We start from the raw sequence: 13322 nt of genomic DNA on the forward strand, positions 1-13322 counted from the left end.
ATAAAATGACAAACGAAAAAATAAGAAACATACACACAGAGGTTTTATCGAACAATTGGTACACCTTAAATAAAGTAACGTTTGATCATCAATTAAAAAACGGGGAGTGGGAAACCATATCGCGTGAGGCTTATGACCGCGGCAACGGCGCTACCATATTACTTTACAACAAGCATAGCAAAACGGTAGTTTTAACCAGTCAGTTCCGGATGCCTACTTATCTTAACGGCAATAGCCAGGGTTACCTTATTGAAACCTGCGCGGGTTTGCTGGATAAAGACAATCCGGAAGATTGCATAAAACGCGAAACCGAAGAAGAAACCGGCTACAAGGTATCATCAGTAAAAAAAGTATTTGAGGCTTATATGTCGCCGGGCTCGGTTACCGAACTTATCTATTTTTTTGTGGCAGAATACGATAAGGGCATGAAAGTGAGCGAGGGCGGTGGTATTGAAGAAGAAACAGAAAACATTGAAGTACTCGAAATTCCGTTTGCAGCTGCACTTGAAATGGTAAAAACAGGCGAAATACGCGATGGCAAAACGATAATGCTGTTGCAGTATGCTCAAATAAACCTTGACTTGCTGGGGTAAACAGGGACCTTGATTTTTCTTGATTAGGATTGATTGATGAGATTTTGACTTTGATTGGTTAGGAGTGAAAGTAAACCATGATTTTCTTGATTAGGATTGATTGATGGGATTTGACCTTGAATGTGATTTACTTGAATGTGATCAATCCAATTTTGATTAAAGGATTTACTGATGCTTTAATCATTATTCTTGAACATTAATAGCTACTTTTGGGCAAACAATTGCTGATACTATGAATATCGCTCTTTTTCCGGGTTCGTTTGATCCTGTTACCAAAGCTCACGTTGATATTGTTAAACGCTCGCTGGCCTTGTTTGATAAGGTTTATATAGGCATTGGGGCAAATAGTTTAAAATCGAGCTTTTTAAGTATTGAAACCCGCCAGCAAATGTTGCGTGCCGTTTTTGAGCACGAACCCAAAATTCACATCATCGCTTACGAAGGCCTAACAGTTGATTTTTGCAAAAGCATCGATGCCAACTTCATGATCCGTGGGATACGTACCGTATCAGATTTTGAATACGAAAAGGGTATAGCTCAAATGAACCATACCCTTGCGCCCGATATAGAGAGTATCTTTATTGTAAGCAAACCCGGTTACTCGGCCATCAGCTCAACCATTGTGCGCGAAATTTTGCGCCACAACGGCGATATCAGCCAGTTTATACCAAAGGAGGCACTGGCTTTTCTTTAACCAGTTCGGTTTTTACCAGCACATCCATAATTGACGGGAAGGTATTTTCAACAATGGTACCTACCTGGCCTTTTTTAAACCAGCGTACATCGGTAATGCCTTCTTCTTTTTGAGGCTTCAGCTTTTCCTGGCCTTTATATTTCATTTTGTACCAATGCGTTTTCTTTAATACCACTTCTTTTTTAATGGTATACACATGGTAGGTTTTGCATATTTTTTTGCCCAGTTTATTTACCGATATGCCGCATTCTTCCTCTACCTCGCGCACCGCGCCTTCTTTAATGCCTTCGCCCTTTTCTATCTTTCCCTTAGGCAAATCCCACTTATCGTTACGGTAAATGAATAAAAAATGCCCATCTTCATTCTTTACCAGGCCGCCGGCAGCTACTATGGTTGTGGTAGCGGCTTCTATTTTTTTAATAAAGGCCTTTGCATCTTCACATACCACATAAAAAACGGCTTTGCCCGATTTTAAAATTTTAGGGTAAATAGTTTTCAAACTAAAAGTTTGAGCATCAATCAATTGATCGGCTTCAACTTTTTCGGGTGCGGTTTCTGTTATAAGAATAACCGTTTGGTTGATATAAATTCTGTATTTTTGAGCCATGTTTAATAATACTGAAATAGAACAGCAGGTAGCTGAATTCCTGTTGCAAATTAAAGCAATTAAATTACAACCTAACAATCCTTTTACATGGGCATCGGGCTGGAAATCTCCAATTTATTGTGATAACCGTGTTACATTGTCCCATCCGTCAATCCGTACGTACATCAGGCAAAAATTAACCACTATAATTCAGGAGACTTTTGGTGCTGTAGGATGTATAGCGGGCGTAGCTACGGCGGGTATTCCGCAGGGCGCGCTTGTTGCGCAGGAGTTAGGGCTTCCTTTTATTTACGTACGCGCCAAGGCTAAAGAACATGGCCGCGGTAACCTTATTGAAGGCGAAATAATGAGCGGACAAAGGGTTGTAGTAATAGAAGACCTAATATCGACAGGTAAAAGCAGCCTGCAAGCTGTTGATGCTTTACGCGAAGCCGGTTACGATGTAGCAGGACTGGCAGCCATATTCAGCTATGGCTTTGATGTAGCTACCGAAAACTTTAAAAATGCTAAATGCCCTTTTGTTACGTTATCTAACTATAACGCGCTGTTAAAATATGCCGAAGAACAACAGTATATTTTACCTGCCGACGTTGAAGTACTTAAACAATGGCGTACCTCTCCGGATACCTGGGGACAATAAAACATTAGCATCTACCTATGACATTATTTGAAAGCACTGTAAATATAGCCCGTCCGGTTAGTGAGGTTTATCAGTTTTTGAACAACCTCAACAACCACCAGCAACTAATGCCCGAAAGCATACAGGACTGGCGCTCAACAGCCGACGAAGCAAGCTTTACCATAAAAAACATGGCGAAGCTTGCCTTAGTGGTTGAAAGCCGTATAGAAAATTCGGTAATAAGTATTGTTGCTGCTGATACACCTCCCTTTGAAATTAAACTGCAGTGGTTACTGGCGCAGGAGGCGGAGTACACATCAGTTCAGTTCACCATTGCGGCCGAACTGAACATGATGATGAAGATGCTTGCTTCGGGCCCGCTACAAAAGCTGGCGGACCACGAAACCCAAACCTTAGGCACCATACTGGGCTAAGCTTGTTATATGTGTTGGCGGCTTATTAATAAAGCCCTCTTGGTGATGATTTGCGGGCCAGTACCACTACTAAGTTGATAACTACAAGGCTTGCGATTAATGCGATCATAACTTTGCTTTTTAAATTGTTATTGAAATCTGTTCCTGTTATAAATAAGTCAAAGTTTGTTCCAAAATTTCCCGGTTTTAATTGGCATGCGTAATAATGTATGTATAACGCTGTAAATCAGCATTTAGTTTACATTTAAGCCGTCATAATTGTGTAAAACAGCATTTTACAACCAAGGGTTGTAAGTTTTGATTGCACAAATTGGGGAAATACGGGAAATGCCGACAATCGCGCTGTGTAAAAGTGTGTAATTAAAATACAAAAAGTGTCAGCATTTCTCATCAACTGACAAACACCCTGAACGTAGTACCCTCATCTACCTTACTTTCCACATCAATTTTACCGCCCATAGCCTCAACCTGGCTCTTGGTGATGAACAGGCCCACGCCCCGTGCTTCTTTATTACCATGAAAGGTTTTATACATACCGAACAGGTTTTTGCCATGCCTGGCCAAATCTATCCCCAAACCATTATCGGCAACGGTTAATACCCTGCCCCCTACCGTATCGGTAAGGTTAATAATTATTTCGGGCTGCCTTTCGGGGTGGCGGTAGCGAATGCTGTTGGTAACAAAGTTGAGCAGTATACTTTCGAGATAGGCCGGGTGATACAGCACCTCTGCCGCGGGGTCAACATTATTTTTAATGATCACCCTGTGTTTGCTTACATCGCCTGCCACTACATCAATGGTACGCTCTATATAGCTATTAAGATTGATACTGGCCTTTTTAAGGTTACTGGTTTGTATAGATACCACATCGTTAAGGTTAACGATGGTGTCGCTCAACTGGGTTGATACGTTTTGCAGTAATTTCAGTAAATGTGTTTTTTCGTCGGGTTCCGTTTCGGGGTCGTTCACCATATCAATCAGCGACTGAAAATTCCCCGAATGCGTACGCAGGTTATGCGACACAATATAAGCGAAGTTAAGCAGGCGCTCGTTCTGATGGTTCACCACGTCGAGCGTGGCCTTTATTTGCTCTTCCTGTAATTTTTTATCGGTAATATCCTGTATCTGCGATACAAAGTGTAAAGGATTGCCCCTTTCATCGCGCACTAATGATACACTAAGCAGCGCCCAAATAACACTGCCGTTTTTATGAAAATAGCGTTTCTCCATTTGGTAATGGTGTACTTCGCCTTTTATCAGCTTGTTCAGCAGGTCGAGGTCTTTCTCCAGATCTTCCGGGTGGGTAATATCCTGAAAGGTGATCTGGTTCAGTTCATCTTCGGTATACCCCAAACAACTGATCAGGTTTTGGTTTACCTTCAGCCATTTACCTTCCGGCGATACCAGCGCCATACCAATGGTTGAGTTTTCAAAAGCTCCCTTAAAGCGCGCTTCGCTGCTTTGCAGTTCGAGCTTTATCTTCATTTCCTCATCAATATTTTGCAGCGTACCGAATAGCCGTACACATTTACCATCTTCAAACTCGGCATTGCCAATGGTGCGTACCCAAACCTCGCGCCCGGTGGTGGTGATCAGTAGGGCTTCTGTATCGTAGCTCTTCCCGGTTGCCATAGCCCCCTCTACCCCTTTACGCAATGCCTCGCGCCCCAACCCTTCCTTATAAAAACCCAGGGCATCATCTACCGAAGGTTCGTAGTTAAACGGCACTTCGTGTATTTGCTTGGTTACACGTGTCCAGGCCAGTTTATTGTTGGCTACATCGAATTCCCAGCCGCCAAGGCTTACGCTAAGGTTGGTTTTATTTAAAAGATCTTTGGTTTTTTTAAGTTTTTGTTCAATTACCTTATACTTGGTAATATCAATATGCACACCCACCATGCGCAAAGGCTGGCCATTCTCACCCCACTCTATTACACGGCCGGTACAGGTAACCCAAACTATCGATCCGTTTTTGTGGTAATATCTCACATCGGGGCTGTAGGCTATTTCGCCTTTACTGTTAAAATGGGCTTTTAAGGCCTCATCTACTATGGCGATATCATCGGGGTGCATTATATCCCGCCAGGTGGCAAACTCAACGAGCTCATCTTCGCCATAACCTATCATGGCTTTAAGGGAAGGCGATACGTACAGGTAATTGGCTTTAATATCCCAATTCCATGTTCCGGCCAAAACATCGTTCACCAATGTTTTATAAAGCCGTTCATTATTATGAGGCTCAATAGAATAAACTGTCATCAATAGTTATTATAGGGGGATATAAATACTACTGCCAACAGAATACACGGCACCTATTAAATTTAACAAAGGGGGTAATATTAAATTGAATACAGGAATATTTAATATCCTAAAATTACAAAATAATACCGCCACAGCAACACTTAGCCCCAAAAAATCGTCAAAAACATAAATGAGATGCGCAAAAGTTAACAAAACCGATTTTGATGTTAATTTCTCAGTCGCTTTTATCTTGAATTAATTAACCGTATTTTTGCGCCAAATTACAGGTGCAGCATGATCACAGTATCAAATTTAACATTACGCTACGGCAAACGTACATTATTTGAAGACGTTAACTTAAAGTTTACCCACGGCAACTGCTACGGTATTATTGGCGCTAACGGCGCGGGTAAGTCAACGTTTTTAAAGATATTATCAAAAGAGATTGACCCAAGCAGCGGCTCGGTAAGCTTTACACCCGGCGAGCGTATGGCCGTGCTGAAGCAAAACCACCACGAGTTTGATGAGTATACTGTTATTGAAACCGTACTGATGGGCCACAGCGAAATGTACGCTGTAATGAAAGAGAAAGACGCTATTTACCTAAAGGAAGATTTTAGCGATGCCGATGGCGAACGTGCCGGCGAACTGGAAAATCTTTTTGCCGAAATGGATGGCTGGAATGCCGAAAGCAATGCCGCTACCCTATTAAGCAACTTAGGTATTAAAGAAGACCTGCACTACAAACAGGTAAAAGAAATTGATGGCAAGCAAAAAGTACGTGTGTTACTGGCACAGGCACTTTTTGGTAAACCCGAAATATTATTGCTAGATGAGCCTACCAACGATTTGGACATTAACACCGTAAGCTGGCTCGAAGACTTTTTGGCAAGCTACGAGGCTATTGTACTGGTAGTATCGCACGACAGGCACTTTTTAGATACCGTGTGTACCCACGTGGTTGATATTGACTTTGGCAAGATGACCATTTATACCGGTAACTACTCGTTCTGGTACGAATCGAGCCAGTTGGCATTGAAACAACGCAGCGACCAGAACAAGAAACTGGAAGACCGCGTGAAAGAATTACAGGATTTCATCCGTCGCTTTAGCGCGAACGCGTCGAAATCAAAACAGGCTACCAGCCGTAAAAAGGCATTGGACAAGATCAACCTTGACGAGATCCAGCCATCGAACCGTAAATACCCGGGAATTATATTCAACAATCTTGGCCGTGAGGCGGGCGACCAAATACTACAGGTTGAAAACCTGGGTAAAACTCAAAATGGCGAGGTAATGTTCGGCAATATATCGTTCATGGTGAACAAGGGAGATAAAATAGCCATCATTTCGCAAAACAGTTTGGCTACCAGTGCTTTTTACGAAGTATTGATGGGCCGCGACACCGACTTTAAAGGTCAGTTTAAATGGGGCGTTACTATTAATGCTGCCGATATTCCTATCGAAAACTCTGAATATTTTGCCGGTAAAGATCTTAACCTGATCGATTGGCTGCGCGAATACTCACCGGGCGAAAAGGACGACCAGTTTATCCGTGGCTTTTTAGGCCGTATGCTGTTTAGCGGCGAAGAGGTATTGAAGAAAAGCAATGTACTATCGGGCGGTGAAAAAATGCGCTGCATGTTTAGCCGTATGATGCTGCAACAAGCCAACGTACTGTTATTTGACGAACCTACCAACCACCTCGACCTGGAATCGATCACGGCATTAAACAATGGCATGAAAGATTTCCGCGGAACGGTATTGTTTACCTCACGAGATCATGAACTGGTAGAAACCGTTGCCAACCGTATTATTGAGATAACCCCTGCCGGTTATATTGATAAACTGATGAGCTACGATGAATACATTAACAGCGAAGCCGTTAAAAAACAACGTGAAGAACTTTATGCTTTAGCATAACAACATACTTCATTAAATAAGCAAAGCGCTCCTGTAAACTACAAGAGCGCTTTTTTTGTGATTGTGATTTAGATGGATTGGCTATTTCCAATATTTTAACGTACCGGCAAAATTTGATCAGGACTGCTGTTTTTCCTTTGGTAGTGGTAAATGTAGGGTTGTCCTTATCAGTAAATCATCTTACCAATGGTGTAAAGATAGCACTGCATTATATTCCTGAAAGGGGTGAAAACACGGTATTATTTGTTGTTTTAACCCGGCAACAAAAAAAGGGTTATGCCGCAGCATAACCCTTCAAATCCGTTATAGTAACTAATGATCTATTTTACTGTTGCCGATGTAAAGTACAGGTCTTTATTTTTTAGGCCAGCGGCAGGAGCAGCATCGGGTACGGCGCTCGACATGCTGTACATTTTGCTGCCAATTAATATCATTTGCAGGTATAGCTTCGTTTTTTTAGCCGCGTTGTTGCCTGTTAAGCTATAAGTAGTATAACCTTTCCATTTGCCTATGGTAATATCGCTCAGTACTATACCTTGCAGGCTTTGCTCTAAACCAGCCTTAAGCTGACCGGCAAACTCTTCGGTATCTTTCATAGGCGCCAGCGCGGCCGAATCAAGATTGGCAACGGCTTGAAAGTCGACAATGTTCAGGGCATAGCCAACGCTATCTTTATCTTTCAGGCGATAAACGCCGTTTTCAACCTTTGGCGCCGATGGAAATTTCACCGATACCTTATCGTCTATTTTTTGTGTAACCCAGGCGGTTTGGGCATTAACTGCTGTAACTGCCAGTACAACAACTATAAATAATGAGAATACTTTTTTCATAGGAATTAATGTTTTTAACAAATATAACAGCCTCTTTTTAATATACAACCCTGCGGAATGTTATTATTCGGCGTGTGCATCTATCCCAAATAAATTTTTGAGAAATATTTTATCAAATAAATATAAATAAATCCTAAAAATCGGCCTCAGCCTAAAACACTTAATACAACGGCGGGTTGTATGTGCAACCAAATTTATAAATACCAATAATGCCAACCCACATTATAAACAGAATAACTGTTACCAATAATCATTTGATATCGACTGAAGCACACCCTCCGCTGATCAGTATTTAATAAGCATTATCAAAACCAGTTAAAATTCTTTACCCTAAATAAATCCGCCCAGTTATTTACTTCGTAGTTAATTTAATTACCTATAATTACTAATTTATTACTAATAAAATATGCACCCAAAAGCCAAGGCAGTGGCCAATAAAATAAGAAGGATGAGAGAAGACAGAAATTACAGCCAGGATTATCTTGCTGCAAAGCTGGGAATCTCGCAAAATGCTTACAGTAAAATTGAGCTGGGCTATTCGCAGGTAACTATTGAACGGCTATATCGTATTGCAGAGGTACTGGAGTATAACTTTGCCGATTTTTTTGATGAGGACGAGCTCCCCGGAAAGAACAACTTTCGCACTTTAGGATAATATGAACTACAGCTGCAATACGGCATTGCAACTGTAGTTCATCATCTATATTGTTATTTATCTTCTTTTATAGCCTTTAAGCCTTTTGCCCAACGTACCAGTTCGTGCAGTTGTACAGCGGCAGATTTTTCTGCGCTTTCGCTTGGGATAAATTGCCCGTCATCATTAATATATTGTGAGAAGAACGGAATATTAACCGCCTCATACAATGGCACTATCCTGAAGGTTGATAGATCGGCCTTTAAGCTGTTAGCCGCCCTTGTACCGCCCGATAAACCACCATAACTTACAATACCCGCCGGTTTATAACCCCACTCATGAAACAGGTATTCAAAAGCGTTGCGCAAGGCAGCAGGATAACCATAATCATACTCGGCGGTAACAAATATAAAAGCATCTGCCTCGCTAACAGTAGCGCTCCATTTTTGGGTATGCTCGTGCTCGTATTTTTGCATGGTTGGGTGATTGGCCTCGTTCATCAGCGGCAGGTTAAGCTCGCCCAAATCGATGTATTCCACATTGAAATTACCGGTTTGCTCGGCCAGGTTTTTGATCCAGTTAGCCACAATAGGGCCTTTACGGCCGGGCCTTACGCTCGAAGAGATGATTTTTAAGTTATACATACAGTTATTCTTTTTAAAATGGTGCAATTTGAAAACGGAATGCTAAACCCCGTTCGGTAAAGCTAAAATATAATAAGTATACATTTTAAAGGGCAAAAAAACATTACATTTTAATGGAAAGCCCAGCGATGTGTTGATAAACCGATGATCTACAATTGTCGTTATCAACCCCTTAAGCTGTCGCTTATTCACCCTGCCAATGCTTTTAGGGTACTGTAAATTTGTATTAGTTAAAGCAATCAACTCAATACAATTATGGAAACCACACTCAATAACTTCGAAAAAACCATTGGCGAATTCATCAATATCGTTTCATCGTTTGATGACCGGCAGATCAACACCGTACCATTTGCCGGTAGCTGGACACCCGGACAAGTCGCCCGCCACATCATCATGTCTAACTCAGGCTTCGCGGATATGCTAAGCGGCAGCGTTGCCAATACCACACGCGATGCCTCCGAATTTGCAGATCAGATCAAGGCCGATTTCCTGAACTTTAACATCAAGATGAAATCGCCGGATTTTGTAGTGCCCGAAGATACCGACTTTAAAAAGGCCGATCTTTTGAACGACCTGCAACATATTGAGCAAACTATTCAAAAGGATATAAAAACCATGGACCTCAGCAAAACCTGCACTTCTTTCGCGCTGCCGGTTTATGGCAACTTAACCCGACTGGAGGCTATTTACTTTGTAATATACCATACGCAAAGGCATATCCACCAATTAAAGAACATCCGTAATACGATGGTTAATTAAACCGCGCGCCTGCTTAATATGCTTGGGTAGTGTGTTCGTTTCCATACAAACATATAGGCGAGTGCCAATACGGAAATACCTGCTGAAAGATAAAATATGGCAGGCACCTTGCTGATCACGTCCTGGTACATCCAGCCTGCAATGAGCGCGCCGATGCCGATGCCTGCTTCCAGCGAGATATACATGGTAGCTACAGCCTTACCGCGCGATTTAGGGTCGCTCAGGTCAATCGTCCAGGCGTTAACGGCGGGCGATAATATGCCCGAGCCTATACCGTAAACTACGGCAGTAAGCATTAGTCCGCTTACCGTATCGGCATAACCGGCAATAAACAGCGATATCACGATGATGAGCAAACCTGCCTTGATCACCGAGATACGGCCATACCTGTCAGACACCTTACCGGCTATAAACCGGATGAGCAACGAAGCTATAGTAAACACCATGAAGAACAAACCTTTATTGCCGATGCCTAAATGCTGGCTCCAATCGGGTATTAGGGTAATGATAATGCCATAAGGCATGTACGATAAAAAGGTAACGATGCCTGCGGGAATCACCCGGATATCGATAATATCGTACTTCGATATTTTAAACAGCCTGAAACTGAACGGGTGTTTATGGCGTACGGTTTCTTTCATGTTCATCAATATAATAATGGACATGAGCGCGAATAACGATGAACAATAGAACAGTACATTGATAGAAAAGCTTGAAGTAATGGCACTGCCTATTGCCGGGCCAACCGCCATCCCTGTACTAAAGCAGAGGCCATGGATCCCCAAAGCCTCGCCCCAGCGTGACTGCGGAACAACATCGGCCACGTAAGCGGCGGTGGCGGTGGGTTTAAACCCTGTAGAAAAACCGTGGATCAACCTCAACAGCAAAAAGCCTGTAACATTAGCCAGCAATGGATACAAAAAGCCGCACACAAAACATACGATAGAGCCCACCGCCATCACGGGCACACGGCCTAATGTATCGGTAAGTTTACCACTGACCGGCGGGAGATACCGGCAGTTAAAGTGAACAGCGCGATGATAAGGCCCTTATATTCGGCACCGCCGAGGCCGCTTAAATAACCCGGCAACTCCGGAATAAGCATATTATAGCTTGCCGAAAACAGCAGCGAGCTTAAACATAACAGCGCGAATTGTAAATTATATATTGGCTGCGCGGCAGCCGTACCCGGTAATGCAGATGTAGCAGAGGAGCTACCCGGTCGATCTTCTGTTCCCATTGGCAAAGATAAAAATTATTGCTTTGTTTACCTTTAAAACGTAAGGTTTATTAGTAACGCTACAAAAGGTCGGGGCTAAATACATTCAAATATGATAAGCGGCTTTAAACAAATTTCATCCTGTTATTTTTCAACTGTTATAGTGGCAGATATGGCAATATCAGTGGTATAATTAAGTTTTTCAGCGCTTACCCATTTACCGCCAATTTCGCTTAATAACCAGGTAGTCGGCTTTTTATCTTTAGTACGGGGTTGTACTCCGTAAAGTATAGGATCATATTCGAGGGTATATTCAGCGTAGCCGCGTTTGCGGTGCTTTACTTCATCATCAAAATCTACATACCAGGTGCTCAATGTTTCATTGTAGGGTATAAGTAACCACTCTACCGCTAAAAAGAATTCCTTTTCGTTTATCAGTATATTTGATCTGCTCAAATCGATCTCTATAAACGTATTTCTTTTATTTTGCATTTCTATAATTTCCGTATTGATATCTTTTCCGGGGCCGCCGGTTATGGTGTCTACCCCGTAAATACGGATCCTGAAACGGGTATGCCCATTCTTGTAATTATAATAACCATAAAGCGTATCTTCAATTGGCATACGTATTAGTCGTGCAACGCGTACCGCGGTAAGCCTGGAAATATTCTTTGGAGATATAAATTTACGGGCGGCCTGAACATAATCCTGGTAATAGATGGGATTAGCTTCAAAACCGGGATCGTATACAGAAAACCCATTCAGCTTAATTTCTTTCCTTTTAACTTCTTTTGAGGATATTTTGACTTCATTCAATATTATTTCGTCCTCCTGCATTAAAATAACTCTCTTTTTAGCTAACGCGTTTGCCGCTATTTTAAGCGTTACATAACCAACAGAAGTAAATACGAGGCTATCATTCGGCAGTACTTTACTTGCATTGAGTCTAAATACTCCCTTGACATCGGTATTAGTAGCAATGTTCTCTTTGAGCAATGTTACGCTTACATAAGGTAATGGTTCCTCGTTTTTTTATCTATCACGTTACCAAAATAAACGTGTTGGGCAAACCCACTTAGCGGCAGCAGCAATACAAAGATTATTTTAAGGCAGATTGCTTTCATTTAATCATTATTATTTTTCAACCGCTATGACAGCCGATATCGCGGCATCAGCATTATACTGCAACTCAACAGCGCTCGTCCATTTACCATCGTGAGCTTCTAACAGCCATGTGGTTGGCAGCTTATCTTTGGTACGGGGTTTTACACCGTAAAGCACCGGGTCGTATTCGAGCGTGTATTCGGCATAGCCATCTTTGCGACCTTTTACTTCCTCTGCAAAATCAACATACCATGTACTAATGGTTTCGTTGTAAGGTATCATCAGCCACTCTACCGCTATAAAAAAATCCTTTTCGGTAATGCGGATGTTGTTTTTGGTGAGGTCTATCTCGATAAAGGTGTTCCGGTTATTTTGCAGTTCAATGGTATCGCGGCAAATGCTTTTGCCCGGACCGCCCGTTACAGGGTCGACCGCGTAAATGCGGATCCTGAAACGGGTTCGGCCATTCCTGTAATTGTAATAGCCCTCAACAGGGTCATCGATAGGGAAACGGATAAGCCTTGCCACCCGTACCGATCGGAGCCATGAAGTATTATTGGGCGAAATGAACTTGCGGGCAGCCTGTACATAATTACTATAATAGATGGGGCTTGCCCCAAAGCCCGGATCATACACCGAAAAGCTGCCCAACTTGATTTCTTTTCTTTTAACCTCCTTTGAAGTGATCTTTACTTCGTTCAATATCACCTCATCCTGCTGCATCATAATAACGCGGCTTTTGACCAAGGCACTTGCCGCTATCTTAACAGTAATGTAGCCTACCGAAGTAAAGGCGATACTATCATCACGAATAATTTTACGGGAGATAAGCCTGAACGCGCCTGTTGTGTCTGTACCGGTAACAATGTTTTCTTTTATTAAAGTAATGGTTACGTAGGCCAAAGGCTCTTTAGTGTTTTTATCAACTACGCTGCCAACATAAGTGCGTTGTGCCAGGCAGCTTAGCGGCAGCAGTAACATAAAGATTATTTTAAGGCAGATAGCTTTCATTAAAAAGTAC

The 13322-nt window shown here is 42.2% G+C and carries 14 protein-coding genes and 1 pseudogene; 7 read left to right on the forward strand and 8 right to left on the reverse strand.

The window, feature by feature from the left end; translation table 11 throughout:
- Positions 1-5: 5 nt before the first annotated feature.
- The gene (gene nudK, locus ABD894_RS05950) at positions 6-593 is read left to right on the forward strand and encodes a GDP-mannose pyrophosphatase NudK (protein ID WP_345210076.1); all 588 of its coding nucleotides are present in this window, start codon (positions 6-8) and stop codon (positions 591-593) included.
- A gap of 232 nt (positions 594-825) precedes the next feature.
- Complete coding sequence (gene coaD, locus ABD894_RS05955) at positions 826-1287, forward strand: pantetheine-phosphate adenylyltransferase (RefSeq protein ID WP_345210077.1); 462 nt, start codon at positions 826-828, stop codon at positions 1285-1287.
- Here coaD and ABD894_RS05960 read toward each other — a convergent pair.
- A complete protein-coding gene (locus tag ABD894_RS05960) occupies positions 1256-1894 on the reverse strand; it encodes an NUDIX hydrolase (protein ID WP_345210078.1) in 639 nt (212 codons plus the stop codon). The genes coaD and ABD894_RS05960 overlap by 32 nt on opposite strands.
- Here ABD894_RS05960 and pyrE point away from each other — a divergent pair.
- Together pyrE and ABD894_RS05970 are read left to right on the forward strand one after the other, a co-directional pair.
- Entirely contained in the window at positions 1893-2534 is a 642-nt protein-coding gene (gene pyrE / locus ABD894_RS05965) for an orotate phosphoribosyltransferase (protein ID WP_345210079.1), read from the forward strand. The genes ABD894_RS05960 and pyrE overlap by 2 nt on opposite strands.
- 17 nt (positions 2535-2551) lie before the next feature.
- Positions 2552-2947: an SRPBCC family protein gene (locus ABD894_RS05970; protein WP_345210080.1), complete on the forward strand. Its 396-nt coding sequence runs from the start codon at positions 2552-2554 to the stop codon at positions 2945-2947.
- A gap of 390 nt (positions 2948-3337) precedes the next feature.
- Here the strand turns inward: ABD894_RS05970 and ABD894_RS05975 are convergent, their stop codons facing one another.
- Complete coding sequence (locus ABD894_RS05975) at positions 3338-5206, reverse strand: PAS domain-containing sensor histidine kinase (protein ID WP_345210081.1); 1869 nt, start codon at positions 5204-5206, stop codon at positions 3338-3340.
- Between the two features lie 276 nt (positions 5207-5482).
- Here ABD894_RS05975 and ABD894_RS05980 point away from each other — a divergent pair, with 276 nt between their 5' ends.
- Positions 5483-7111, forward strand: coding sequence for an ABC-F family ATP-binding cassette domain-containing protein (locus ABD894_RS05980; protein WP_345210082.1), 1629 nt, complete (start codon positions 5483-5485; stop codon positions 7109-7111).
- 320 nt (positions 7112-7431) lie between these two features.
- Here the strand turns inward: ABD894_RS05980 and ABD894_RS05985 are convergent, their stop codons facing one another.
- Positions 7432-7941, reverse strand: coding sequence for a hypothetical protein (locus ABD894_RS05985; protein WP_345210083.1), 510 nt, complete (start codon positions 7939-7941; stop codon positions 7432-7434).
- A gap of 406 nt (positions 7942-8347) precedes the next feature.
- Between ABD894_RS05985 and ABD894_RS05990 the strand changes: the two genes are divergently transcribed.
- Positions 8348-8596 (forward strand): helix-turn-helix domain-containing protein, encoded by a 249-nt coding sequence (locus ABD894_RS05990; protein WP_345210084.1) that lies wholly within the window; start codon positions 8348-8350, stop codon positions 8594-8596.
- A 53-nt stretch (positions 8597-8649) separates the two neighbouring features.
- On the opposite strand, the gene ABD894_RS05995 is transcribed toward ABD894_RS05990, so the two are convergent.
- Positions 8650-9219 (reverse strand): NADPH-dependent FMN reductase, encoded by a 570-nt coding sequence (locus tag ABD894_RS05995; protein ID WP_345210085.1) that lies wholly within the window; start codon positions 9217-9219, stop codon positions 8650-8652.
- A 255-nt stretch (positions 9220-9474) separates the two neighbouring features.
- Here ABD894_RS05995 and ABD894_RS06000 point away from each other — a divergent pair, with 255 nt between their 5' ends.
- On the forward strand, positions 9475-9978 hold the full coding sequence (locus tag ABD894_RS06000) for a DinB family protein (RefSeq protein WP_345210086.1): 504 nt from the start codon (positions 9475-9477) through the stop codon (positions 9976-9978).
- Here the strand turns inward: ABD894_RS06000 and ABD894_RS06005 are convergent.
- The 4 genes and pseudogenes from ABD894_RS06005 to ABD894_RS06020 form a co-directional block, all read right to left on the reverse strand.
- Positions 9975-10937 (reverse strand): MFS transporter, encoded by a 963-nt coding sequence (locus tag ABD894_RS06005; RefSeq protein ID WP_345210196.1) that lies wholly within the window; start codon positions 10935-10937, stop codon positions 9975-9977. The genes ABD894_RS06000 and ABD894_RS06005 overlap by 4 nt on opposite strands.
- Before the next feature lie 14 nt (positions 10938-10951).
- The gene (locus tag ABD894_RS06010; protein ID WP_345210087.1) at positions 10952-11218 is read right to left on the reverse strand and encodes a hypothetical protein; all 267 of its coding nucleotides are present in this window, start codon (positions 11216-11218) and stop codon (positions 10952-10954) included.
- A gap of 123 nt (positions 11219-11341) precedes the next feature.
- Positions 11342-12214: pseudogene (locus tag ABD894_RS06015) on the reverse strand (peptidase associated/transthyretin-like domain-containing protein); the annotation flags it as partial.
- A gap of 117 nt (positions 12215-12331) precedes the next feature.
- On the reverse strand, positions 12332-13312 hold the full coding sequence (locus tag ABD894_RS06020) for a carboxypeptidase-like regulatory domain-containing protein (RefSeq protein ID WP_345210088.1): 981 nt from the start codon (positions 13310-13312) through the stop codon (positions 12332-12334).
- Positions 13313-13322: the final 10 nt, after the last annotated feature.

The sequence above is a fragment of the Mucilaginibacter gynuensis genome (assembly GCF_039541195.1).
Lineage (GTDB): Bacteria > Bacteroidota > Bacteroidia > Sphingobacteriales > Sphingobacteriaceae > Mucilaginibacter > Mucilaginibacter gynuensis.

Coding starts and splice junctions, on each gene's coding strand:
- ABD894_RS05975 (WP_345210081.1), bottom strand. CDS start 5,206: ATGACAGTTTATTCTATTGAGCCTCATAATAATGAACGGCTTTATAAA.
- pyrE (WP_345210079.1), top strand. CDS start 1,893: ATGTTTAATAATACTGAAATAGAACAGCAGGTAGCTGAATTCCTGTTG.
- ABD894_RS06020 (WP_345210088.1), bottom strand. CDS start 13,312: ATGAAAGCTATCTGCCTTAAAATAATCTTTATGTTACTGCTGCCGCTA.
- ABD894_RS06000 (WP_345210086.1), top strand. CDS start 9,475: ATGGAAACCACACTCAATAACTTCGAAAAAACCATTGGCGAATTCATC.
- ABD894_RS05995 (WP_345210085.1), bottom strand. CDS start 9,219: ATGTATAACTTAAAAATCATCTCTTCGAGCGTAAGGCCCGGCCGTAAA.
- ABD894_RS06010 (WP_345210087.1), bottom strand. CDS start 11,218: ATGGGAACAGAAGATCGACCGGGTAGCTCCTCTGCTACATCTGCATTA.
- ABD894_RS05990 (WP_345210084.1), top strand. CDS start 8,348: ATGCACCCAAAAGCCAAGGCAGTGGCCAATAAAATAAGAAGGATGAGA.
- ABD894_RS05985 (WP_345210083.1), bottom strand. CDS start 7,941: ATGAAAAAAGTATTCTCATTATTTATAGTTGTTGTACTGGCAGTTACA.
- ABD894_RS06005 (WP_345210196.1), bottom strand. CDS start 10,937: ATGGCGGTGGGCTCTATCGTATGTTTTGTGTGCGGCTTTTTGTATCCA.
- ABD894_RS05980 (WP_345210082.1), top strand. CDS start 5,483: ATGATCACAGTATCAAATTTAACATTACGCTACGGCAAACGTACATTA.
- nudK (WP_345210076.1), top strand. CDS start 6: ATGACAAACGAAAAAATAAGAAACATACACACAGAGGTTTTATCGAAC.
- ABD894_RS05970 (WP_345210080.1), top strand. CDS start 2,552: ATGACATTATTTGAAAGCACTGTAAATATAGCCCGTCCGGTTAGTGAG.
- coaD (WP_345210077.1), top strand. CDS start 826: ATGAATATCGCTCTTTTTCCGGGTTCGTTTGATCCTGTTACCAAAGCT.
- ABD894_RS05960 (WP_345210078.1), bottom strand. CDS start 1,894: ATGGCTCAAAAATACAGAATTTATATCAACCAAACGGTTATTCTTATA.